The organism is Cellvibrionales bacterium (assembly GCA_016713115.1).
Classification (GTDB): domain Bacteria; phylum Pseudomonadota; class Gammaproteobacteria; order Pseudomonadales; family UBA7239; genus UBA7239.
This window is the reverse complement of sequence record JADJPU010000001.1, coordinates 1,330,242-1,355,116: the sequence shown is the minus strand read 5'-3', so window position 1 is coordinate 1,355,116 and position 24,875 is coordinate 1,330,242. Positions and strand designations below refer to the sequence as shown.

At 50.7% G+C, this 24,875-nt stretch carries 22 protein-coding genes and 1 pseudogene; 9 read left to right on the top strand and 14 right to left on the bottom strand.

Going from position 1 to position 24,875, the window contains the following annotated elements:
• Positions 1–51: 51 nt before the first annotated feature.
• Positions 52–1,845, top strand: coding sequence for an acyl-CoA dehydrogenase C-terminal domain-containing protein (locus tag IPK30_06610; GenBank protein ID MBK8102956.1), 1,794 nt, complete (start codon positions 52–54; stop codon positions 1,843–1,845).
• Here the strand turns inward: IPK30_06610 and rsmB are convergent.
• The 3 genes and pseudogenes from rsmB to IPK30_06595 form a co-directional block, all read right to left on the bottom strand.
• Complete coding sequence (rsmB, locus tag IPK30_06605) at positions 1,842–3,143, bottom strand: 16S rRNA (cytosine(967)-C(5))-methyltransferase RsmB (protein ID MBK8102955.1); 1,302 nt, start codon at positions 3,141–3,143, stop codon at positions 1,842–1,844. The genes IPK30_06610 and rsmB overlap by 4 nt on opposite strands.
• A pseudogene (gene fmt / locus IPK30_06600) lies at positions 3,140–4,082 on the bottom strand (methionyl-tRNA formyltransferase). The gene rsmB and the pseudogene fmt overlap by 4 nt, the downstream one beginning before the upstream one ends.
• A gap of 1 nt (position 4,083) precedes the next feature.
• Positions 4,084–4,590: a peptide deformylase gene (locus IPK30_06595; protein ID MBK8102954.1), complete on the bottom strand. Its 507-nt coding sequence runs from the start codon at positions 4,588–4,590 to the stop codon at positions 4,084–4,086.
• Between the two features lie 216 nt (positions 4,591–4,806).
• Between IPK30_06595 and IPK30_06590 the strand changes: the two genes are divergently transcribed.
• Entirely contained in the window at positions 4,807–5,862 is a 1,056-nt protein-coding gene (locus tag IPK30_06590) for a LysM peptidoglycan-binding domain-containing protein (protein ID MBK8102953.1), read from the top strand.
• Positions 5,863–5,902: 40 nt separating this feature from the next.
• Here IPK30_06590 and IPK30_06585 read toward each other — a convergent pair whose 3' ends face one another.
• Genes IPK30_06585 through waaF form a run of 6 tightly spaced genes read right to left on the bottom strand, consistent with a single transcriptional unit; the run spans position 5,903 to position 11,696 of the window.
• Complete coding sequence (locus IPK30_06585; protein ID MBK8102952.1) at positions 5,903–6,943, bottom strand: methyltransferase; 1,041 nt, start codon at positions 6,941–6,943, stop codon at positions 5,903–5,905.
• 2 nt (positions 6,944–6,945) lie between these two features.
• The gene (gene rsuA / locus IPK30_06580) at positions 6,946–7,641 is read right to left on the bottom strand and encodes a 16S rRNA pseudouridine(516) synthase RsuA (GenBank protein MBK8102951.1); all 696 of its coding nucleotides are present in this window, start codon (positions 7,639–7,641) and stop codon (positions 6,946–6,948) included.
• A complete protein-coding gene (rfaP, locus tag IPK30_06575; GenBank protein MBK8102950.1) occupies positions 7,641–8,471 on the bottom strand; it encodes a lipopolysaccharide core heptose(I) kinase RfaP in 831 nt (276 codons plus the stop codon). The genes rsuA and rfaP overlap by 1 nt, the downstream gene beginning before the upstream one ends.
• Before the next feature lie 53 nt (positions 8,472–8,524).
• Positions 8,525–9,628 carry a glycosyltransferase family 4 protein gene (locus tag IPK30_06570; protein MBK8102949.1) on the bottom strand — a complete coding sequence of 368 codons (1,104 nt, stop codon included), beginning with the start codon at positions 9,626–9,628 and terminating at the stop codon, positions 8,525–8,527.
• Positions 9,625–10,638: a lipopolysaccharide heptosyltransferase I gene (waaC, locus tag IPK30_06565; GenBank protein MBK8102948.1), complete on the bottom strand. Its 1,014-nt coding sequence runs from the start codon at positions 10,636–10,638 to the stop codon at positions 9,625–9,627. Before waaC ends, IPK30_06570 begins: the two co-directional genes overlap by 4 nt.
• Complete coding sequence (gene waaF / locus IPK30_06560) at positions 10,635–11,696, bottom strand: lipopolysaccharide heptosyltransferase II (GenBank protein ID MBK8102947.1); 1,062 nt, start codon at positions 11,694–11,696, stop codon at positions 10,635–10,637. Before waaF ends, waaC begins: the two co-directional genes overlap by 4 nt.
• A gap of 293 nt (positions 11,697–11,989) precedes the next feature.
• Between waaF and IPK30_06555 the strand changes: the two genes are divergently transcribed.
• The 7 genes from IPK30_06555 to IPK30_06525 are packed head-to-tail and all read left to right on the top strand — an operon-like array spanning position 11,990 to position 17,377.
• The gene (locus tag IPK30_06555; GenBank protein MBK8102946.1) at positions 11,990–13,375 is read left to right on the top strand and encodes a hypothetical protein; all 1,386 of its coding nucleotides are present in this window, start codon (positions 11,990–11,992) and stop codon (positions 13,373–13,375) included.
• A gap of 18 nt (positions 13,376–13,393) precedes the next feature.
• Positions 13,394–13,789, top strand: a complete 396-nt coding sequence (locus IPK30_06550; GenBank protein MBK8102945.1) for a DUF1425 domain-containing protein — start codon at positions 13,394–13,396, stop codon at positions 13,787–13,789.
• Between the two features lie 13 nt (positions 13,790–13,802).
• Positions 13,803–14,408, top strand: a complete 606-nt coding sequence (gene lpoB / locus IPK30_06545; protein MBK8102944.1) for a penicillin-binding protein activator LpoB — start codon at positions 13,803–13,805, stop codon at positions 14,406–14,408.
• Between the two features lie 18 nt (positions 14,409–14,426).
• A complete protein-coding gene (locus IPK30_06540) occupies positions 14,427–15,551 on the top strand; it encodes a hypothetical protein (protein MBK8102943.1) in 1,125 nt (374 codons plus the stop codon).
• On the top strand, positions 15,515–15,760 hold the full coding sequence (locus IPK30_06535; protein MBK8102942.1) for a hypothetical protein: 246 nt from the start codon (positions 15,515–15,517) through the stop codon (positions 15,758–15,760). The genes IPK30_06540 and IPK30_06535 overlap by 37 nt, the downstream gene beginning before the upstream one ends.
• A 1-nt stretch (position 15,761) precedes the next feature.
• The gene (locus tag IPK30_06530) at positions 15,762–17,054 is read left to right on the top strand and encodes a hypothetical protein (protein MBK8102941.1); all 1,293 of its coding nucleotides are present in this window, start codon (positions 15,762–15,764) and stop codon (positions 17,052–17,054) included.
• A 5-nt stretch (positions 17,055–17,059) separates the two neighbouring features.
• Positions 17,060–17,377, top strand: a complete 318-nt coding sequence (locus IPK30_06525) for a hypothetical protein (protein ID MBK8102940.1) — start codon at positions 17,060–17,062, stop codon at positions 17,375–17,377.
• Between the two features lie 65 nt (positions 17,378–17,442).
• Here the strand turns inward: IPK30_06525 and IPK30_06520 are convergent, their stop codons facing one another.
• The 5 genes from IPK30_06520 to dnaJ form a co-directional block, all read right to left on the bottom strand.
• On the bottom strand, positions 17,443–18,369 hold the full coding sequence (locus tag IPK30_06520; protein MBK8102939.1) for a branched-chain amino acid transaminase: 927 nt from the start codon (positions 18,367–18,369) through the stop codon (positions 17,443–17,445).
• Between the two features lie 51 nt (positions 18,370–18,420).
• Positions 18,421–21,339 (bottom strand): bifunctional [glutamate--ammonia ligase]-adenylyl-L-tyrosine phosphorylase/[glutamate--ammonia-ligase] adenylyltransferase, encoded by a 2,919-nt coding sequence (gene glnE, locus IPK30_06515; GenBank protein MBK8102938.1) that lies wholly within the window; start codon positions 21,337–21,339, stop codon positions 18,421–18,423.
• Positions 21,336–23,129, bottom strand: a complete 1,794-nt coding sequence (locus IPK30_06510) for a type II/IV secretion system protein (protein MBK8102937.1) — start codon at positions 23,127–23,129, stop codon at positions 21,336–21,338. Before IPK30_06510 ends, glnE begins: the two co-directional genes overlap by 4 nt.
• 130 nt (positions 23,130–23,259) lie before the next feature.
• Entirely contained in the window at positions 23,260–23,679 is a 420-nt protein-coding gene (locus IPK30_06505) for a cytochrome c5 family protein (GenBank protein MBK8102936.1), read from the bottom strand.
• A gap of 50 nt (positions 23,680–23,729) precedes the next feature.
• Positions 23,730–24,851, bottom strand: coding sequence for a molecular chaperone DnaJ (dnaJ, locus tag IPK30_06500; GenBank protein ID MBK8102935.1), 1,122 nt, complete (start codon positions 24,849–24,851; stop codon positions 23,730–23,732).
• Positions 24,852–24,875 lie beyond the last annotated feature (24 nt).

The window sequence follows — 24,875 nt, the reverse complement described above, 5'->3', positions numbered from 1 at the left end:
GACAGCCTCTATAATGACCAGCTCGATTCACGAATCCTATGAGGTTGCCGCATGCCTACTTATCACGCCCCTTTACGCGACATCCAGTTTGTCCTCAATGACTTGCTCGACATCAGCCACTACCAAAGCCTCGAAGGTTGCAGTGCGCTGGGCGAAGACGAAGTGGGCATGATTCTGGAAAACGCCGGCAAATTTGCCGAGGAAGTTCTGGCGCCGCTCAACAAAGTGGGCGACGAAGAAGGCTGCCATTTCGACAACGGCAAAGTGACCGTGCCGCGCGGCTTTGGCGAGGCCTACCACCAATACTGCGACGACGGCTGGCAGGGTTTTGGTCTGCCCACCGAGTTTGGCGGTCAGGGCTTGCCCAGCTCACTGGGCACGGCCATCGGCGAAATGATGGGCGCGGCCAACTGGGCGTGGACCATGTACCCAGGCCTCGCACACGCGCCTACCACTTGCCTGTTGCACGGCGGCACACCGGAGCAGCAACAGCTCTACATCCCGAAAATCATCGCTGGCGAATGGGCCGGCACCATGTGTTTGACCGAAGCCCACTGCGGCTCGGATGTCGGCCTGCTGCGCACCAAGGCAGTGAAACAAGCCGATGGCACTTACAAAATCTCCGGCACCAAAATTTTTATTTCTGCCGGTGAACACGACATGACATCCAACATCATTCACGCGGTGTTGGCACGCATTGAAGGCGCACCGAAAGGCACTAAAGGTATCTCGCTATTTATCGTGCCAAAAATTTTAGTGAACGCCGACGGCTCACTCGGTGCAGCCAATGCGGTGAGCTGCGGCTCTATCGAAAAGAAAATGGGCTTGAAAGGCTCCGCCACTTGCGTGATGAATTTTGACGGCGCGACCGGCTTTATTCTCGGCGAAGAAAACAAAGGCTTGGAAATCATGTTCAACATGATGAACACCGCGCGTCTCGGCACAGCACAGCAGGGCTTGGCGCTCAGCGAAGCCTCCTTCCAAGGCGCGTTGAAATACGCGCGCGAGCGTTTGCAAATGCGTTCACTCACCGGCAAGAAAAATCCGGATGGCGAAGCAGACCCGATCATCGTGCATCCCGATGTGCGCCGCATGTTGATGACACAAAAAGCGATTACCGAAGGTCAGCGCGCCTTCTTGTACTGGTGCGGACAGCTGGTGGATCGCACGCATTACGGCAGCGAAGAAAGTAAAAAAGAAGCCGACGATTTACTGGGCTTGCTCACACCGATTGCGAAAGCGTTTTGCACTGAAAGCGCAATTGAAGTGTGCAACCTCGGCGTGCAAGTGTTTGGCGGTCACGGCTACATCCACGAACACGGCATGGAACAAATTGTGCGCGATGTGCGCATCTCCACTATTTATGAAGGCACTACCGGCATTCAAGCGCTGGATTTAATCGGCAGAAAAGTGATGGGCTCTGGCGGCGCATTGCTGCGCAATGTCACCAAACTGATACACAAATTCTGCGAAGCCAACAAAGCCAATACTGATATGGAACCGCTGTGTATCGCATTGGCCGCGGTCAATACGCAGTGGGGCGACATCACCATGAAAATTGGTGAACGCGCCATGCAAAACGCGGAAGAAGTCGGCGCAGCTTCGGTCGATTTCACCATGTTCTCCGGCTACGCCGTGCTCGGTTTTATGTGGGCGCAAATGGCGAAAGTGGCGCTGGACAATATCGCCGCTGGCAAAGACAGCGACGGTTTTTACGCCAGCAAATTGGCCACCGCGCGCTTCTACTTTGATCGCCTGTTGCCGCGCACCGGCATGCACGCCACCGCAGCCCTTGCGGGCGCAGACAGCGTGATGGCGCTCGCTGAAGATAAGTTTGCGTTTTAACAACTAGCGCGTTTTTTCAAACGCGCAAAGAAAAACCCATCGTGCGCAGCGGCCGGCAGTAATTGTCGGCCGCTTTGCGTTGCAAGTCCCCAATCTACTTCTATGGTATCGATTTCAGCATCCGTGTGTTGTGCAAGAAAATCGGCAATCACTTGTTCATTTTCCTGCGGCAGTATCGAGCAAGTGGTGTAGAGCAACACGCCGCCCACTGCCAACAAATGCCACATCGCTTCCAACAATTCGCGCTGACGCACTGCAAGTGCGGCAATATCGCTTTCACGCCGCAAATGTTTGATGTCAGGATGGCGACGAATGACGCCGGTGCCGGAACAGGGCGCATCCAACAAAATGCGATCAAACAATTTTTCTCTGTGCCATTGCGCGGCATCGGCACACAGCACGGTTGCCATTAATTGCAAACGCGCTAAATTGTCGCGCACGCGCTGCAAGCGTTTTTCGTCGCTGTCGATTGCCACCAGTTCAGCCAACTGCGGCTCTATTTCTAAAATATGTCCTGTTTTTCCGCCAGGCGCGCAACAGGCATCCAACACGCGCTGCCCTGCCTGCAAGCGCAGCAAGGGCGCACACAACTGCGCGGCCACATCTTGTACCGAACAATCGCCATCAAAAAAACCAGGCAACGCATTCACATTTACTGCCTGCTCTAGCAGCACGGCATCGAGCGCCATTGCACTGCGCGCGCCAACAACACCTGCATCATTCAACGCAGCGCAATAATTATCGACATTATTTCTCTGCCGATTAACGCGCAGCGTCATACCACCGCGCGCACTATTCGCTGCGAAAACTACGGCCGATTGTTCAGGCCAAGCCTGCGTAATTTTTCGCGCCAACCAATCGGGATGGTTGTGATGCTGCGCCACAGAAATATCCAACGCCTCACGCTGACGCAAATAACTGCGCAGCACGCCGTTCAACAGTTTCCCCGCCCACTCTTTTTTTAATGCGCGACAGGCATCAACCGCCAAATTCACTGCCGCATGTTCAGCGATGCGCATACAACGCAACTGGTAAAAGCTGAGCAGCAAGAGTGCGTGAATATCAGCATCTTTATCGCGCGGCGGTTTTTGCAACAACTGCGTCGCTAGGGTATCCAATTCAAAGTAGCAGCGCAGCGTGCCGTAGCACAGTTCCGCCAATAGCGCCGCATCCTGCTCTGCAATATTTTTTTGTGCAGCAGGCAAGACCTCAGCCAATGAACGCCCATGTTTGGTGACATCCACCACCACTTGCGCCGCTGCCACGCGCACATTTTTTACGGTATTTTTTTTGCTCACGCGAGTTGATCACCCACTTGCAAGTGCAGCAAGTGGCCGTTGACGAGTTCGCGCACCGTCATGCGATTGCGATTGGGCAGTTGCAACTCCGTCAGCAGCAATACACCCGCACCGCAAGCCACGCGCAAGCCACTGGCATCTAAAGCGAACACCGTGCCAGCAGGTATTTTTTTATCGCTCTGCTCAACACCCGCCGCCCACACACGCAAACGCTCACCGTTGGGCAGTGCACACCAACTCACAGGAAAAGGATTAAACGCACGAATTTGGCAATCCAATTCGATTGCTGCGTGTGAAAAATCTAAATGCGCTTCTTCCTTGTTCAATTTGCTCGCATATGTTGCCAGTGCATTATTTTGTGTTTCTGGCGTTAATGTACCTGCCGCCAAATCGTCCAATGCTCGCACCAGTGTTTTTGCGCCCAATACCGCCAAACGATCATGCAGGCTGCCGCCGGTATCTTCTGCAACAATCGGGCACACAGCGCGCGCCAACACCGGCCCCGTGTCTAAGCCGGCTTCCATTTGCATGATGCAAATGCCGGTTTCGCTATCACCCGCTTCAATGGCGCGCTGTATTGGCGCGGCACCACGCCAGCGCGGCAACAAAGACGCGTGCACATTGATGCAACCCAAACGCGGAATGTCGAGCACCGTTTGCGGCAACAACAAACCGTAAGCGACCACGAGCATCACATCCGGTTTTAACGCAGCCAGCGCAGCGCGATCATGTTCATCGCGAAAATTGTCTGGCTGATACACAGCAATGCCGTGCTGTTCGGCCAATTGTTTGACGGGGGCTAGCTGCGAGTTTTTTTCCGCGACCGGATGGACGATCTGGCTGCGTGTACACCGCCACCACCTCGTGCGCGCCGCTTTGCAAAACAGCCGCCAAATGGGTGGCGGCAAAATCCGGCGTACCGGCAAATACAATCCGCAAGTTATTCACCCTCGCGGTGTTTTTTTTCTAATTTTTTGCGGATGCGATCGCGCTTTAAATTGGAAATGTGATCGACAAACAATTTGCCATTCAAATGATCAACTTCGTGTTGAATACACACAGCCAGCAAACCCGACGGCGTGATTTCAAACGGTTTACCTTCGCGATCCAAAGCTTGGACGCGAATGTGTTCAGGGCGCACCACCGTTTCATAAAAACCAGGCACGGACAAACAACCTTCATCGTAGCCACACTGCGCTTCATCCAAAACAGTAATTTCTGGATTGATAAACACCAGCGGCTGCGATTGATCTTCCGACACATCAATTACCACCACGCGCTGATGTACATTGACCTGCGTAGCGGCCAGACCCACACCAGGCGCGTGGTACATGGTTTCCAGCATGTCACCAATCAAACGGCGAACAGCATCGTCCACCACCGCGACTGGCTTGGCGCGCTGGCGGAGACGGGGATCTGGGAACTCAAGAATTTCCAATCGGGCCATAAGATTTGGGGGCTTAACGAGAATAATCAGCGGTTTTGTGATGAACTTCTAGTATTACAGCAGGTTACAGCTCTAACATGATGATAGTTAAGATAATATCCTGCTTGAGATATTGAGTTGCCACAATTCACGGCGTAGTATACACGAGGCTACATCACGGGCGCCGGACGCGGCACCTCTAATCATGGGATGACAACAATGCTAAAAACTAACACTCTGAAGTGGAATGTTATCGGCCTAATCGGCGCGCTCCTGCTGAGTTTCACCGCTACAGCAGAGGATGTGAAACTGGCTCCCAACCACCCCAATAGCTATGTGGTGCAGAAGGGCGACACCTTGTGGGATATCTCCGGCAAGTTCTTACAGCAGCCTTGGGAATGGCCAAAAATTTGGCATGTCAATCCTGAAATCTGCAACCCAAACCTGATTTACCCCGGCGATACCGTCAACCTCAACATGGTGGATGGCAAACCACAGCTGGATGTCACACGCGCTAACCCTTGCGGTGGCACGGTGAAAATGTCACCCAACAGCGACAACCGCTTGTCGCCGCATATCCGTGTAGAGGAGCTGGGATCGGCAATTCCCGCTATTCCGCTAGACATCATCAACCCCTTTCTCAGTGGCAGCCGCATTGTGGACGGTGGCGTCTTAGACGCAGCGCCGTATGTCTTGGCTGGAACAGAGCGGCATCTCGTCACGGGTGCAGGTGATGTCATCAACGCGCGCGGTGAATTTGATTCTAAAGTTCCTACCTACGGCATCTACCGCAAAGGCAAAATTTACACTGATGAAGCAACTGGCGAGATATTAGGCGTAGAAGCTGTTGATATTGGCACCGCCAAAATCACGCACACGGAAGGTGATATTGCAAAAATGAGCATTCTACGCAGCACGCGCGAAGTGCTGGGCAAGGATCGTTTATTACCCAGCGAAGAGCGTGCCATTGATGCTATTTTCTACCCCAGCTCACCCAAAAATGACATCCAAGGCAAAGTCATTGATGTGGCTGGCGGCGTGAGTGAATACGGTGCGATGAATGTTGTGTTAATTGACAAAGGTAAACGCGACAACCTAGAAGTAGGCAATGTGTTGGCTATTTTTGCACAGGGTGAAACCATGAAAGACCCAGTGACAGGCGAAAAAGTTAAATTGATCAACGAACGCGCCGGCTTAGCGATGGTGTTCAATGTCTTTGAGAAAACCAGCTATGCGTTGGTACTCGAATCTGATCGTCCGCTGACTCTGGGTGCTGAAGTAAAAAATCCATAATTCACCACCGCACACACAAAACCCGCTACGGCGGGTTTTTTTATTTCCGCAGTACCAGCACTTTGTACGAGCCGCTATTCACCAGCAACTCTACAACTGAAAAATATGCTGCCGCTTTTTTCTCTAAAGGGATAAACGCATTCACCACAAATACTGCAACCCCTTGCGCACTCAATAGACGCGCAGCCTGACGCAAGAAATGCTCGGTTAGATCACCAGCCACTGCCGTGCCGCGATGGAATGGCGGATTACACACTACGCAATCGAAAACACCCTGCACGGCATTGCCCGCATCACTCGCCATCACATCCACTGCCAATGCGTAATACTCTGCATTGGCACGCATAGCTAGCAATGCTGCCGCACAGTTATCGGTAGCCACACGGTGTTGCAGCGACAGGTGTCGTGTCATCAGGGTGAGATAGCCATAGCCACAACCCAAATCTAACAACGACTGTGGCTGGCATTTTTCTTGTTCTAAAAAATCATCCAACACTGAAATCAACAATGCGCTACCGTCGTCTACACACTCCCAACCAAACACACCGGGTTTGCTCAAAAAGCTCAACCCTTCTGCGTTGATTAACCGTAGCTCCGTATAATTTCTATCATCAAGCGCAGCAGCAAGCTCTTGCGATGTTTTCTGAAAAACACCCAAATATGCCACACCGCATTTCTGCGCACCGCCATTGCCAAATATTTTCTTGCATTTATCGAGATAAGTTTTTGCGCCATCTGTTTTAAAACCGGCGCACACCAACTCTCCTTGTTGCGCCAGTAACTCGACTGCACAATTAATCACATGATGCACAACCGCTTTTTCTTTCGACAAACGATAAACAATGCGCGCATAACTGTTCTGCTCAAAAGACAGAAAATCGAAATCAGAAAAAACAGCTTGATGGCCGACAGATTGCGCAGCCATAACCACATCATAGCGATTGCTGATAATAGTCAACTGCGACACAGGCTGAACGGCTGTAACCGCATCCAGCGCCGCCTCATCTGCTATCCACAATGTTTTACCCACACTGCGATGCAAATGCGGCAACAAAACATCCAAAGCCATATCGCTTGCCACGATTAAATACCTGCCACTTCTTCTGGCGTTAACGCGCGGTATTCGCCCACAGCCAGTGCCGCATCTAATACCACATTGCCAATACTTTCTCGATACAAGCCGACAACACGATTACCAACGGCAGCAAACATGCGCTTCACTTGATGGTATTTACCTTCGTTAATCACCAAACGCACTTGTAAGCGCTCGTTATCTAACAAAAATAATTGCGCAGGCTTGGTCAATTTTTTCTCGCCATCCAACTGCACGCCATCGCACAGCTGTTTTTCAGCACCCACTGGCAATGGCTCTGCCAATTGCACGCAATAACTTTTTTTACAGTGGCTAGTCGGCGCGGTGACGCGATGATTCCACTGCCCATCATCGGTCAGCAATACCAAGCCGGTAGTGTCGATATCCAAACGCCCAACCACCTGCAAACTGTCGCGGCGTGGCTCGCGCAGTAAATCCAAAACGACTGGATGATGGCCGTCACTGTTTGCGCACACATAACCCATAGGTTTGTGCAGCATAAAATAGCGCGGCTGCACGGCCTGCAAAACACTTCCATTTAATGTGACCACATCCGTATCGCACAGCAGTTGCGCCGCTTGTTTCGTAACAACATCATTTACACACACCATGCCGCCGCGCACCGCGCGCTGCGCTTGCTGGCGCGTCATCTCTGCCGTGTGCGTGAGAAATTTATCCAGTCGCATCAATGCGCCGCCAGATGGGAAACAATATTCTGAATATGTGCTGGCGGCGTGCGTCCAAAATCTTTTTGGTACAGTGCGACTGCTCTGTCAACGATATGGCGCAGCGTTTTCACATCGCTACGCAGCCAATTGCGTTGATATAGCGACAAAAAGCACAGCAGATCGCGACGCGTCAACGGCAAATCAAACGCGGAATAAAACAACCCTGCCAAATCTTTCACCAGCCAACGCGGCGGCGTGGCTGTTCTGATTTGTGCGCGGTGCAAATCGATCAAATACAGAGCATCCTGTTGCTGAAATAACTTGCCGTCATTCGTACGCAAAAAATGACACAGATAATAATCGCGGTGATTGATGCCATTTTCATGCATGGTTTTGCTGATCTGCGCCAACCTGCGTATCACGGCGCGTTTTTCACGCAAGGATGGCGGCTGCTGCGCCCAAGGCTTACAGTAATCTTCAAGACTGATTGTATTCGCCAATTCTTCCGTGATTAAAAAAGATAATTGCCGCGCAGGATTGTTTCCACGCTCGCCAAAAGCGACCGGCGTCATGGTAGCAACACCCAACTTCTTCAAGGCATTGCAGGCGTTGAACTCATTGGCAGCACCCAACACCGGCAAACGCCCCTGCAATAGATTTTTGATAATTTCTTGCCAACCTATACCTTCATGCAGCTTGAGAAAATAACCGCGGCAATCTCTTTCAAAGCGCAGCGTGCGTCTGCCCTCTTTACTACGATACACCTCGCCCTGCAAGGCACGCGCTTCCGCAAACGGATCTTTGCCCTGCCAATATTTTTTCCACTCTGGATTGAGAAACAATTTCACGCGTTTTTCTTCCCTGCTGCGGCAACAATAAAATCTGCCGCGCGATCAAAGAGTCAATAAATATCCGCTGTCTCTGCCATACGCAGAGCATTCTCACGCCACTGCGCGCGCTGCGCATCATCCTGTAACATATTTTCTAGCGCGCTATTCAATGCACCTTGTGAAAAAGGCTCGTCAACCACCACGCCGCAAGCGTAATCGCGCAGGTAGTGGCTGTAACCACACACCGCCGTGGTCAACACCGGCAAACCCGCTACCGCCGCCTCCAGCAACACCGTACCGGTATTTTCGCGATACGCAGGGTGCAGCAGCACATCAGCGCCCAACAAAAACTGCGGAATATCATCGCGCCCCGCTAAAAACTGAATGTTTTTTTCTACACCGAGTTGCGCCGCCAAGCGTAAAAACTTGTCGGGGCGATCCTGCCCTATCACCATCAAGCGCGTGCGCTGCAATATGGCGGGAGACAATGCAGCCAGCGCGCGGATCGTGCGATCCACACCCTTTGTGCGAAAGCCGGAGCCTATCGACAACAGCAAACGATCATTTTCTGATAACCGCCACTCTCGGCGAAAATCTTCTCGTTGTTGCAGTGCATGCACACCGGCACGGCGATCTGGATTGATACCTGGGGGCAATACCGTGCAACGCTGTGCAGCGCCGGCATAGTATTTTTCATATTCATCGACGCTGCGCTGCGCAATCGCCAAAATTTTCGTGTGGCTGTCTTTGCCAAAAACCGCTTTTTCATCGCGCAAATACTGGCGATAGCGCGGCAAAAACCGCAACTGCGGCAAACGCTCCTGCATCAGTTTTGCTTTAAAACAGGTATCCGCTGCGTAGTACACATCTAAGCCGGGCATTTTGTTAAACCCCACCACTAAATCCACCGCTTCGCGTTGCAAATATTTTTTGACAGCCTCTGCAAAGGAGCGGTTGCGCGCATGATTCGTAAAACCAGATACCGGCAAGCGCTCGACTGCAATTCCTGCAGGCAGTTCACCCTCCCACTCGGCGCAGAAAATTTTTACGCTGACGCCGCGCTCTACGCAGGCATGGGCGATACGCAACATATCGCGCTGCAAACCGCCAAAAGGAAAGTAGCGATACAGCGCAAACGCAATGTGTAAGCTGCGCTGTTGCGCGTGAATACTCATCGCGCATCCTGCTCTTGCTGATTTAATAACTCCGTCAAACGCCCAAAAACAATGGCTGGTGTCAGCGGCGCAAACACTGCTGGCTGCACATATTTCGTGTGACTGCGCGTGCATTCTTGTGCGCACAAATGAAATTGATTGGGGCCGTATGCACCCACCAAAGCGGGTGAAGTTGAACCGTACAAAGACAAGGTGGGCACCGCCAATGCCGCCGCCAAATGCCCCAAACCTGTGTCCACAGCAACGACGGCACGCGCGCGCGCAATCGTCGCTGCCATGCCGGCAATATTGGTGCGCGACAACACTTCCGCGCGCGGATGCATTTCCGCAATGCTGCGCGCACGACGATGTTCCGCATCCGACCCCCACGGCAATTTCACACGCATACCTGAATCACACACCAAACGACACAGCGCCTGCCAATATTCATCCGGCCAATGTTTGTCGTCGCGCGTAGTGCCGTGCAAAAACAACACATACGGCGACTCGTCTTGCACACCAAAACGACGGCGATCAATGCCGTAATTTGGCAGCGTGTTCGGCTTTTCATAAGCAAGCGCTTGCGCAAACAGCGCGCGTGTTCTTTCCACTGCATGCTGATCTTTTGCTACCGAAAAAGTTTTTTGATACGCCAAACTCGCCAGTGGCTCGCGCACGGTATTTCTGTCATACCCGTACACCGTTCCCTTCACTAATTTTGTCAGCAAGGCACTTTTAATTAGACCCTGCGCATCAATCACCGCATCGTATTTTTTGGCGGCGATAGCATGACGAAATACCGTCCACTCATCACTGCCGATAAAACGAAAAAGATTTTTGCGCCAACGGCGAATAGCGACAGGAATCACCGTTTCCACATTGGGATGCCACGCGGGAATTTCAGCAAACGCTTCTTCCACCACCCAGTCAAACTGAATATCAGGTATTGCAGCGCAAGCATCACTCACTGCAGGCAGCGTGTGTATAACATCGCCCATGGAAGATGTTTTGACAATCAACACGCGCTTCATGCTGCAATCACCACAGGTTTTGGCAATTTATCCAACGCATCCAACACGCGTTGCGGCGACAAATCACGCAAACATTTTAAATGCCCCAATGGGCATTCGCGCTGAAAACACGGGCTGCATTCAATACCTGAACGCACAATTTCCACATCACTGGATAGTGGCGGCGTAAATTGCGGCGACGAAGAACCGTACACTGCTACCAACGGTCTTTGCAACGCCGCAGCAATATGCATTAAACCGGAATCATTACTCACCACGGCATTCGCACATGACAACAAATCAATTGCTTCCGCCAATGCGGTTTTTCCAGCCAGATTCAAACAAAATTCTCGTTGATGACTTGGCAGCGCGGATCGAATAGCTTCCGCCACTTCGGCATCATTCTGTGATCCAAAAACCCACACCTGATCACCCGCTGCAATACGCTCACTGGCGACAGACGCATAATGTTGTTCGGGCCAACGCTTGGCCGGACCAAACTCCGCCCCCGGACACAGCGCCAACACAGGCTTCTGTAAATCCAGCGCGTATTTTTGCAACGCCTGTTGTTGCTCACTGTCATCAATCAGCAATTGTGGATACGGCAAGCTCGTGGGTAATTTTTCATTTTCTGCAAAAGCCAATGCAGCAAACCGTTCTATCATCAGCGGATATTTTTGTTTATCCAACACGCGCACATCGTTTAACACACCGTAGCGCATTTCACCGCGCCAACCTGTGCGCCGTGGAATATTGGCAAAAAATGGCACCAGTGCAGATTTCCACGAGTTGGGCAATAAAATCGCCTGCTGATATTTTCCACGCAACGCATGCCCAAGATTTCTGCGTACAGAAAAACTAAATTCACCGTGTTTCAGCGGCAAATCAAAACTCGCACGCACTTCCGGCATGCGCGCCAACAGCGGCGCGCTCCATGCGGGCGCCAAGACATCAATATCACACTGCGGATTCTGCTGTTTCAGCAAACGAAACAACACTTGTGCCATCACCATATCGCCGACCCAAGCAGGGCCGACAACAAGGATAGCACTGACATCTTTCTCTGTATCGTTGAGCATGAATTATCTTCGATCCACCTTGCTACCCCGCAGCCAAGGCATATGCAGCCGTGATGGCTTAGTGTACTGGAAAACTCCTCGCCAATTGGAATGGAGCCCTTCTTGCGGTGTGGCAACCCAGCGCCTACTTACGATAAATAATCACTTGCTTTTTTTGTTGGCTTATTGCTATAAAGAAAGGGATGGCTACTTCCATCACGAATTAGCTTGCAGCCCAATAAAAAATAAAAAAACCATAAGGAGCAGTCATGAAGACTGGCAACAGGATCATACGCCCCGCAATTTCCTCAGTTTTGACAGTCAGCGTATCGCTTTTCAGCTTAAGTGGCTGTGTAACCAATAATTTCCCTGGCTCACACACCCTTAAAGCCGACAAGTTTCGCCAAGCATTAAATACCGGCGACACAAAACCATCATTGGATTTTTTGGCCGCAAAAAAAGATTCCGAAGATAAAATGCTCTACATGATGGAGCGCGGAAGAATTCTAAACCTTCAAAATCAATACCCGCCCAGTCTGCAAGACCTAAATATTGTTATTAATCAGTTTGAGGCCAATGACAGGAAAGCACTGATTTCTGCCTGTGCCGCAACAGACTCCGTGCAAGCAACACTCTACAACGACACATCCATTGAATATCGCGGTTACGGCTACGAAAGAATTTTCACACATGTGTTGCAAGCCTTTAACTACTTAGGGCAGAACAAGCGCGATGATGCCATGGTCGAAGTGCGCAAGATTGCTCTCGAAGAAAAGGAATTGACCGACGCCCACGAAAAAGAAATTGCAAAAACAGCACAAACAGCAAAATCCAAGAACATCAAAACCAATCTGCTTGAACAAAAGTTCTCAGGCATCGATTTGATAGCAGGCAAAGCGAAATCGTCCTTTAGCAGTGCTTACGCCCACTACCTGTCTGGCGTTTTGATGGAATCAACTGGAAAACCTGCCGATAGAGATTTTGCGCTCACCTCCTACAAACTGGCTTATGAAATCCATCCGGAATCCACACTGATTGCCAGCGATATAGCTCGCTTATCCGAACCAACGGCAAGTGAAACAAACTCACGCAAAAAGACAAGAAAAACCCAAGACGAAGATGTTGTTGATACGGCTAACGCTGGCAACCTAGTGGTGCTGTACGAAGACAACTTTGTTGCGCAGCGCACGGGCATCACCATCCCAATTCCCACACCACAGGGCGGCGCAGTAGCCGTTGCCTTTCCTATGTACACCGCAGCATCAATACCTCGCGTTAATAATTTAAGAGTCACTGGCAGCGGTGTAGCCCTGCAAACCACCGAATTGACCAATGTTTCTGCATTGGCTGCAAAATCTTTGAAGGAAGAAGTTCCAGCAATGATCGTGCGCGCCGTCATCCGCGTTACCGCCAAATACGCTTTGCAATATCAGGCCGAAAAAGAATTGGGCGGCGCAGGTGCACTGGTAGCAGGTCTCTACAACGTTCTCTCTGAGCAAGCAGATTTACGCACCTGGCTGACGCTCCCCAATTCCTGCCAAGTAGCGCGCACTACAGTTGCAAGCGGCAAACAAACGCTGACCCTTCAGTCTGGCAGCCTCACCACCACCGCAACCGTTGACATCCAGCCTGGCAAAACCACTTTAGTGCGCGTTGCTAATGTAGGCCAACGCATGCTCATTAGCACCTTCCAACTCTAAACAGAGGAGTTCATTGCCATGAAAAAACTTTCTTATGCCGGCTTGCTGTCGCTAACGCTGTTAGCGCAAGGCTGTGCTGTGCAATCTGCCAGTGATATTCCACCCGCTGAGCGGCAATACCAGACTTATCTCGAATCCAGAAAACCTGCACTGCTGCGCCAAATTGGCATTGTGGAAGTGGGACACAGCAGCGCAGGCAACATCATGCGGTCGCAAGTAGCTTTACGAAACCGTGGTAGCAGCGCGGAACAATTTAATTATAAATTTCGTTGGTTCGACAAAGCTGGATTGGAGCTAGATCCAGAAGGCGCACCATGGGTTCCCATGTCTGTGTTGCCTGGCGATGTCGTGCGTATACAAGGCCTAGCACCGAGCCCTGCAGCAAAAAGTTTTCGCGTAATCATTGATGACTGATAGGAGAAATACCATGCGTTTATTCACTAAAGCAGTAACCGTTGCCTTTACTCTCACTCTGCTCGGCGGCTGCGCGAGCGGTGGCAGCAAAGTTGGCTATGTCGATGCAACATCCGTTGAAACGGTTGATGAATCATTTGGATCATCAGACTTGCAACAAATTGCCGGCAAAATGGTGCAAGACATGTTGATTTTCCCGCCGGTAGTACAAGCTACCTCGGGTAGAAGACCTGTTCTGTATATCGATCGCATTGAAAACAAAACAACTGAACATGTCGACACAGAATCCATCACCGATACCATCCAATCCAAAATGATCAACTCTGGAAAATTCCGTTTTGTGGATATGGGTCGTTTGAACGAAATCAGCCAGCAGATGGCGTACCAAAGAAAAAGCGGCATGGTTGATCAAAGCACTGCCGTTGCAACGGGGCGCGGCTTGGGTGCGGAATATGCACTGTATGGCAATCTCTCCAGCATCGTAAAACGCAATGGCGGCACGAAAAGTGTTTATTACAAATTCACACTGAAATTGCAGCACATCGAAACCCAATCTATCGAGTGGGTTGGTGAAAAAGAAATTCGCAAAGAAGCCAACCGCTCTTTGTTTGGCTCATAAAGGATAAAAGGATTGCGCATGAAAAAGACAACCGCAGGACTCGCTTTGCTGGCATCAGTAGTTTTGATGCCAGCAATCGCTATGGAACAATTGAAAAAACCTATTGAGCAACTCGCTCAAAGCGCCGAAGACAATTTTCCTAGCCTCGAAGACATTTCAGACAGCGCAATCGACAAAGCAAAAGATGAGTATCTCAGTAAGCGCGGCATGAAAACCGGCTACGGCGACAACGAATCTGGACGCTACTATGTAGGATGGCAAACAGCCACAATTGATGTCCCCGCTTCAGATGTTAAGTGGCCTGATGCTAAAAACATGGCCTTTGAGAAAGCACTCATCAAAGCCAAATCCGACTACATAAAACTGCTACAGAAAACCATTACCGTCGAGACGACGCGGAAATTTCTTCACGACGACAGGCCTTTCGATCCCAATGAAGTCGCACAAGACGATTCAACCCTCGCAGCTTTGAGCAGCAAAATCGTCGCACTGGCAGAGTCAGAATTGGACGGCGCCTTGAAAGAAAATGGCATTGACCCATCACAATATGACGCCGTGAAAAAAAGAAAATTACTGGAAGACTCTATTGAAAAGTCATCCAAAATCAAAGCTTATGGCTCTGTCAGCGGCATAACCACCTTGCGCACATTTGAAGACGGCAACAGCGTTGGCGTTTTATTTGTGGTGTCTGACAAATTAAAACAATCTGCCAACAATGTGCTACGAGGCAGTGGCAGTGCCGCCAATGGCACCGTAACGGGAAAAACCATTCTGGCGCAACTACAAGAAAAATGCGCAGACGATGCCTGCTACATCAGCCAAGACGGTATTCGTTTGATGAAAGATGAGTATGGCAACGAAACACTGGTTTCTTTTGCCAGCAGTGGCGTAACAGCGACCAAAGGCACTTCAAAATTATTATTGGACAAGGCTGTGGAAGCTGCAGAAATTAGCGCCGCACAACAAGCCTCTGCTCGCATGGCGGAATTTGCCAACGCATCTCTCAATTTCGAAGAAAAGCCAACGCGCTGTCGAACAGTAGCGTTACGCAAGAAACCAACAAAGAGGGCTTTACCACCGACAAAGAATCCGTTGACATCGGCAAAATGGTACAGCAGCTTGCCAAGCAACAAAGCAGCTTGACCATTAAAGGAGAAACCACGATCAAACGCTGGCGCGCCAAGCACCCACAAACAGGTCATTTAATTGTTGGCACCGTCACCACTTGGAGCGCGCTGACACGGGATAACACATTGCTAAAACCAAGTGCGAATACTCCAGCAAGCAATGGCTCAACTGAAAACAAAAAACTGAATGTTCAACAAAGTGCAGATTTTGAGGCCTCGTTCTAATATGAAAACACTTCGCCATTTCTTGGTTTTTTTAGCGCTCACATTCACAGCAATAGCGCACGCCGTTACAGAAGATGTCACCGTCAGCACAACCGGCTACGGTGACTCCTACCAAAAGGCGGTGGCAACGGCATTATTAGAGGCTGTTGCACAAGTGCGTGGCGTGAATATCGCCACTGACAAAACACTGAAGTCAGACTTTGAGGCTTATGCCACCGACAACGCCTCGTATGCCAAATCACAAACACAGGTTGTGCAAGACATCTCAGTGCAAACCAAAGGACAAGTGAAGTCCTATCAAATTCTTTCCACCAAAGAGCCCACCGCGGAAAGCTCTCAGTGGGAAGTGCAGGCGCAAGTTGTCGTTCCCTCTTACAAAGCGATGGGCAAAGAAGACAAACGCTTCTCTATTGCAATTATGCCATTTCATTCGAAATCGGGAAAGTCTGTTGTGGCCGGAAAATTGCGCGATGACATTCTTAATACACTGACACAATCACGAAAATTTAATGTAGTCAGTCGCGACTTTGAAAATGAATTTGCCGCTGAAAAAGATCTTCTGCAAAGTGACGATGTTTCCGCCAACGAAGCCAGTCGATTGGGTCAGGTCTCTGGTGCTGACTTGATGGTAGTCGGCACCATTTATGACGCATCAGTTTCTACCAAAACCACTGTAACTCCCACAGAAACAACCAACTTCTACGGCATGAGCGTAACGGAAGGCGGACAAGTACACACTTCGTCAAAATCTTCAGTAAAACTCAACTATCGTGTTATTGAAGTTGCCACACAAAAAGTAAAATGGGCCAACACATGGTCTGCCAATAGTGGCGGCGCAGTGGCAGATTCATTATTAGAGCAAGGCGCTAAGACGATTGTCTCCGATATGCTGGAAGTCATTTACCCCGTCAAAGTTTTGAAAGTTTCCGGTGATAAACGCATTATTTTGAATGAGGGTGATGCGCGCCTGCAGATGAATATGATGCTTGATGCCTACAGCGCGGGCGAATCCTTTATCGATCCTGATACGGGCGCTGAAATCGTGACAGACGGCACGGTCGTGGCGCAGTTGAAAGTTATCGAAAGCAAACCCAAATACTCGATTGCTGAATTGGCGTCTGGGGATATCTCTCAGATAAAAGAAGGTGGCATCGTCCGTATGCAAAAACCAAAAGCCGCAGAAAAACCCGCTGAAAAGCCCAAGAAAAAATCCAAGCCTGCCAGCGTGAAAAGCAATGCACCTGTTCGATCACCTACCGATGCGGGCGGCGAAGCGCCAGTTAACTGGCAGTAAGCATTATGTGGGCGCGATTTTTTATCTGTGTCTTACTGTGTAGCAGTCTTTCGCAAACATCATTCGCCAAAGACTGCGTTACACAAGGCGACGGCATAAACGACAAGTACGATACCGACTGCGACAACGACGGTACAAACGACAAATATGATACCGATCTCGATAACGACGGTACAAACGACAAATATGACACGGATATGGATAACGACGGTGTAAACGATAAATACGATACCGATATGGATAACGATGGCGTAAATGATAAATACGATAATGATATGGACAACGATGGCGTCAACGATAAATACGACACGGATCGCGGCTAACCCAATCTTCACCCACAAAAAAGGGCGCATGCAGCGCCCAATTTAATGCCAGCAATTCCGCTGTTTTATTTCACCGGCGACAGCCACTCACTGAACTGACTGCGGCGACCTTTCACTTGATCGAAATACAGGCTTTGCAGTTTTTCGGTGATCGCACCGCGTTTGCCGGTGCCAATACTGCGGCCATCCAACTCGCGGATAGGCGTGACTTCTGCGGCGGTGCCGGTAAAGAATGCTTCATCGGCGATATAAATTTCATCGCGCGTGATGCGTTTCTCCACCACTTCGCAGCCGATTTCTTTAGCGAGATGGAAAATGGTATTGCGCGTGATGCCGTTCAAGCAGGCCGTCAATTCTGGCGTGTAAATTACGCCGTTTTTGACGATGAAAATATTTTCGCCGGAACCTTCTGCCACATAACCTTCTGGATCCAGCAACAACGCCTCTTCTGCTCCGCCGGACAAAGCCTCATTCAGCGCCAACATGGAGTTGATGTAGTGGCCGTTGGCTTTCGCGCGCGTCATAGAAATATTGACATGGTGGCGCGTGTAGGAACTGGTGCGCACTTTGATACCGTTTTGCAGCGCCTCATCGCCCATGTATGCGCCCCAAGACCACGCCGCGACAATCACATGCACGGTCAAACCTTTGGCACGCAAACCCATCGCTTCCGATCCGTAAAACACCATCGGGCGAATGTAGGCAGACGGCAAATTATTTTCGCGCACGGCGGCACGCTGCGCTTCGTTGATTTCCTCTTTCGAAAAAGGAATCACCATGTTCATGATTTTGGCGGAATCAAATAAACGATCTGTGTGCTCCTGCAAGCGAAAGATGCAGGTACCGCGCGACTCGGTTTCGTACGCACGCACGCCTTCGAACACGCCCATGCCGTAGTGCAGGGTGTGGGTGAGGATGTGGACTTTTGCATCGCGCCAAGGAACCAGTTTGCCATCAAACCAGATCAGGCCGTCGCGGTCTGCCATGCTCATATCAGTGCTCCGAATACGCAGGATTTACGGGGGCGCCATTATAGGAGTTTTTCAGGTGCCCAGAATGCTGTGCCACGCCGCCTGCACCACTTGCCGCTCCGGCAACAGCTCATCCACACCGATCAAGGTCGGCTCGCCTAGCAAGGTGCGGCGGTGGCCGCGCCCACGCAGTTGACGATAGGCCTCCATCAAAGCCTCTGCCTGTTCCGGCTGCAGTAAGTTGCAGGCCGCCATCTGCTCGAGGATACGGATGTTGTCAGGCCAAGTCAGCAAGTTGGGCCGTGCATGCCCATGCGCCAACACACTGAACTGCACGAAAAACTCCAGATCAACAATGCCGCCCACGCCGTGTTTCAAATCGAAATGCTGCGCATCACTTTTATCCAACTGCGTGCGCATCTTGTTGCGCATCTCCACCACTTCACTACGCAATTTTTCCACATCGCGCTCACGCCCCAACACCTGCGCACGCACAGCAACAAACTGTTGCGCTAACGATGATGAACCCGCTACCACGCGCGCGCGTGTTAAAGCTTGATGCTCCCAAGTCCATGCATCATTTTCTTGATAACGCTGGAAACTTTTTAAGCTCGCCACCAACAAACCGGAGTTGCCGGAAGGACGCAAGCGCATATCCGTTTCATACAACATGCCATTCATCATGCGCGTGCTGAGAATATGAATAATGCGCTGGCCGAGTCGCGCAAAAAACACGCCGTTTTCGATAGGCGTTTGCCCGAGCGCCATATCGGCTGCGGTTTCGCCATTACCTGCAGCGTGAATAAAAACCAAGTCGAGATCGGAACCGTGCCCCAACTCCAAGCCACCTAATTTGCCATAGCCAACAATAATAAAACTCGGATCACACTGCTCGCCGTTTTCCTGCAACGGTGTACCATGTTTATCTACCAAAATTTTCCACGCCATCTGCAATACATAATCGAGTATCGCTTCTGCCATAAATGTTAAATAGTCACTGACCTTCATCAAAGGCAGACGCCCTGTCACTTCACAGGCAGCAGCGCGCAGACTATGCGCGCGTTTGAAATGGCGCAGCGCTTCCATTTGCGCTTCAAGGTCTTCTTCAGGTATGCGCAACATTTGCTGGCGCAGCATATTCGCTAATTCTTCTCGCGACGGTGCAACATCACGGTACAAATTACGCACATCAATCAGCTCATCCAATAACACAGGCCAAACGGCCAACTGCTCGGCAATCCATGTGCTCGACTGCACCAACAATACCAACTGCTTTAACCCCTGAGGGTTTTCTAGCAGCATCACCAAATAAGAAGAACGGCGCAGTACCGCTTTCAATAATGGCAACACACGCTCAAAAATGACGGCTGGATGCTCACCCTGTGCTAATTCTTTCAACAACTGCGGCATGAAACGATCTAAGCGTACGCGACTCTCTTTTGGCAGTCCCAACAACATCTTATCTTGTTGAAAAGCGCGCAACTGCTGTTGCAGCTTCTCATCGTGTACACCGACAGCATCCCAATGTGCGGCGCCGACCTCTTCATCGCCCAATGTATCCCACAATTGCTGCCATGGCTTATCACTGTTTTCGTTTTCTTCTGGTGGCGGCGAAATAACGGCTGCAAATATTTTTTGCACTTGGTCGCGGTGACTCTGTAATTGCTGACAAAAATCTTGGTAGCTGGCAAAACCAGACAACCATGCCAAGCGTGTTTGTTGCAGCGCATCTCTCGGCAGCATCTGCGTCTGCTCATCGCGCCACGCTTGCAAAAGATGCTCCACATTGCGAAGAAATAAATAAGCATTCTTCAAGGCGACAACATCACCCTCACTCAAGAAGTTTTTTTTCTCCAGTGTGGACAGCATATTCATCACCGGAGATGGCTGAAGATCGCGATCGCGCCCACCGTGAATCAACTGAAACATTTGCACGATAAATTCAATCTCTCGAATACCGCCCTTGCCGAGTTTTACATTGTCGGCCATGCCTTTGCGTTCTACTTCGCGCTCAATTTGCCGTTTCAAGTCGCGCAAGGCATCAATGGAGGAAAAATCCAAATAGCGACGAAAGGTGAAGCGCCGCAACATATCCAGCAGCGGCGCTGCTTGTTTTTGATCGCCGAAGATTAAGCGCGCCTTGATCATGGCATAGCGTTCCCAATCGCGCCCTTGCTGTTGGTAATACTGCTCCATGGCATCGTAATTCAGCGCCAGTGCGCCGCTATCGCCGTAGGGGCGCAAACGCATATCCACGCGAAAGACAAATCCATCCGTGGTTTTCTTATCCAAAACAAGAATTAACTTTTGCCCTAGCTTAGTAAAAAAATCGCGATTGGAAATGCTGCGCGCTTTCCCTTGCGTCTCTCCACTTTCATCATAAGAAAAAATCAAATCAATATCGGACGAAAGATTCAATTCAAACGCGCCTAACTTACCCATCCCCAACACAAGCAGAGATTGCGGTGTGCCGCTTTCTGCGCCAATCGGGGTGCCCCATTCGACACACAGACGCGGGTACAAAAAATCTACCGCCACGGTAATACACGCATCCGCCAGCGCAGTGAGTGCTGCCGTGGTCTCCAAAGTATCGGCGCGTCGTGTAATGTCTCTCCACACAATACGCAACATCTGCTGCTGACGAAATTCGCGCAACACCCGCATCAAGCCGTCTTCGTTACCTATATTTTCTAACAAGATGGTCAGTGTGTTTTTTAGATCTACCACATCTGGCTGACAATCCAGCAGAGATTTCTCTGTGCTGATTTTTTTAAACAATGCAAAAAACCATTCTGGCTTTCGGCAACACCAATCAAAGAAAAATTGACTGCCCAACCAAACCGCAGACAGCTCTGCAACAAACGCCGCATCACGCTGCTGCTCATAAAACTGTTCTGCCTGCCCTGCATCAAGACATGACGCAAATGTGGCGTGTACCTTTTCCAGTTCTTCTTGCAAAACAGCCGGTATATTTTTGCTACTTTTCATCATCCGTTAAAACGATCCAACGCTGGCGCAACACGCATTACTTCTTCGACAGTCGTCAAACCCGCTGCGACTTTTTGCGCACCGGAAAGCCGCAGCGTGCGCATGCCTTCACGCATGGCTTGTTGTCGCAACTGGCCAATATCCACTCTATCGCCCACCAGTGCTTTGGTTTCATCTGTGAACAACATAATTTCATAAATACCTTCGCGGCCCTTGTAACCCGTATTGCGACACTCCAAACAACCCACGGGTTTGAAACTGCGCGCAGGCATAGCCACTTTCCACGGCGCCGTGAGTGTTTTCCACGCTTCTTCTGGAATTTCCGTTTCTTCTTTGCAGTGAATGCACAAACGGCGCACCAAACGCTGCGCCATCACGCCGAGCAGTACCGAACGCAATAAATACGAAGGCACGCCGAGATCCAATAAGCGCGACACCGCACTCGGCGCATCGTTGGTATGCAAAGTCGACAGCACCAAATGCCCCGTCATCGCCGCCTGCACAGCCATGTCTGCTGTTTCCTGATCGCGAATCTCACCGATCATGATGATGTCTGGGTCTTGCCGCATCAGCGTGCGCACGCCGGTGGCAAAATCCAAATCCACCGCGCGATTAACCTGCATTTGATTGAATGCTTCTTCCACCATTTCTATTGGATCTTCAATCGTAGAAACATTCACATCCGGCGTGGCAATTTGTTTTAGCGAAGAATACAAAGTGGTGGTTTTACCAGAACCGGTGGGACCAGTGACTAACAAAATGCCGTTTGGCTGATTGATCAACTGCGTCCAGCGTTTTAAATCTTCATTGATTAAACCCAACTCTGGAAAGGTTTTGACCAAAATTTCAGGATCAAAAATCCGCATGACCAATTTTTCGCCAAACGCCGTGGGCAGCGTAGACATCCGCAACTCCACTTCACTGCCATCCGGTTTTTCTGTTTTGATACGCCCGTCTTGCGGTTTGCGTTTTTCAGCAATATTCATGCGGCCGAGAATTTTCAAGCGACTGGTAACAGCAATCATCACGCGCGCCGGCAATTCGTAAACCTGATGCAGCACGCCATCAATTCTAAAGCGCACTTTTCCCAACTCTCGACGCGGCTCGATGTGAATATCACTGGCGCGCTGCGCGTAAGCGTACTGCAACATCCAATCCACAATATTGATGATGTGTTGGTCATTGGCTTCCGGATCTTTTAATTCGGACAATTTCAGCAACTGCTCAAACTTGCCGATGCCCATTTTTCCGCCGTAATCAGTATCCGCCGCATCTGACACTGATTTTGCCAATGAGTAAAACTCTACCGTGTAGCGTGCGAGTTCACTGGGCTTCACCACCACGCGTCGAATTTCACGCCGCGCCGTGTGCTTGATGTCATCTTCCCACGCATAAACCCACGGCTGCGAACTCGCCACCACCATTTCATCTTTACTGATCTGCACACACAAAATTTGATGGCGTTTTGCAAAAGCAAAAGACATCAATTCGGTTACTTTGCTCGCATCAATTTTTAGTGGGTCAATATGAAAATACGGCTGATCCGATTTTTCTGCCAGCCATTGTGTCAGCCGCTCTTCATCCAACAGCTTCCCTGAGCGCTGATGGTCTTGCAAGTTCATTTTTGCAATATAAGTGATCGGATGCAGCAGAGCATTTTCGCGTGAACGCGGCGTGCCGGATAAAAAATTGGCATCGCGTTTATCCAACAAGCCATCAGCCACCAAGTCATCCAAGGTGTTGCGCAAATCCAGCAAACGCTCCGGCGCTCTGACTTTGGCAGGGCTGTTCATAGTTGATCTCCTCGACCATCATTCCATACAGATGGGTCTACTGTACCAGTGCTACACCAGCAAATACTGTGCGCGCACAAACAAAAACGCCCCGATAAACGGGGCGTTGGTTTCAGCTTTCTCGCGACGCTTACTTGCCTACTTTACCCAGCATGTAATCCACAGCGCCCTTCAATTCATCGTCGGAACAATCCATACACAGACCTTTAGGCGGCATCGCTTTCACACCACCAATGGCGTGTTTGTATAAAGTCTCTTTACCTGCCGCCAAACGCGGACTCCACGCAGCGGCATCACCCAATTTCGGCGCGCCCGCTACACCTGCTGTGTGGCAAGAGGTGCAAGACTTGTTGTACACCTGCTCGCCCGTTCTGGGCTCACCACCACTGCTGGCAGCGGCAGCGGCCGCACAGGGCTGGCCTTGCAAACAGGTTTGTCCAACCGGCGCTGTGTTGTTTGCCACTTTTTTGTCTTCGGCCTGCACGGAAACCACAGCAAATACGGTAGCTAATACAGCGGACAGCGAAAAAACTTTGATCAAGGATTTCATAGGAAGACCTCTGGAACGGAAAATTAAGCGCGCTGATTATAGCCCTATCGCTATTTGTGATCATCAAAGAATGATTTCATACCATCAAACCATGATGATTTTTTGGGTGAGTGCTGTGCGCCCTCCGTCGTGGCTTGAAATTGACGCAAGATGTCTTTCTGCTGCTTGCTCAATTTCACTGGCGTTTCCACCACCACCTTGCATAGCAAGTCGCCCGCGCCGCCGCCGCGCACTGGCACTACACCCTTACCACGCAGGCGGAACAGTTTGCCGGTTTGCGTTTCTTCCGGCACTTTCAGCATTACCTTGCCATCCAAGGTCGGGACTTCGATTTCGCCACCGAGTGCAGCATCCACAAAACTGATTGGCACTTCGCAGTACAAATTCTTGCCTTCGCGCTCAAAAATTTTGTGCGGGCGCACATTGATCTGCACATACAAGTCGCCGTTTGGCCCACCCAAAGTGCCGGCTTCGCCTTCGCCGCTTAAGCGAATGCGGTCGCCGTTGTCCACACCGGGCGGAATTTTGACCGACAGCGTTTTCTCTTCTTCGAGACGACCCTGACCGCGGCAAGTAGCACAAGGGTCGCTGATGATGGTGCCGCGACCGCCGCAAGCACGGCAAGTCTGCTGCACGGCAAAAAAGCCCTGCTGGATGCGCACTTGGCCAGCGCCGCCACAGGTTGTACAGGTCACGGGTTTGCTGCCCGGTTTAGCTCCCGAACCGTCGCAAGGTTTGCAGGCCACCAAGGTGGGAATGCGAATTTTGGTGGTGGTGCCGTGTACCGCTTCCTCTAAATTCACATCCAAGTTGTAGCGCAAATCCGAGCCGCGCTGCGGCCCACTGCGCGAACGGCCGCGTCCGCCGCCACCAAAAATATCGCCGAATACATCGCCAAAAATATCGCCAAAACCTGCGCCAGCACCGCCGCCACCCATGCCGCCCTGTTCAAACGCAGCGTGACCCATGCGATCGTAAGCGGCGCGCTTTTGCTCGTCGCTGAGTATCTCGTTTGCCTCGGCCGCTTCCTTAAATTTTTCTTCCGATTCCTTGTTATCAGGATTGCGATCGGGATGGTGTTTCATCGCAATACGGCGATACGCTTTTTTAATTTCATCGGCGCTGGCATCGCGTTTCACGCCCAACACTTCGTAATAATCCCGTTTAGCCATTTTCTTTCTCTCTACATCGCATTA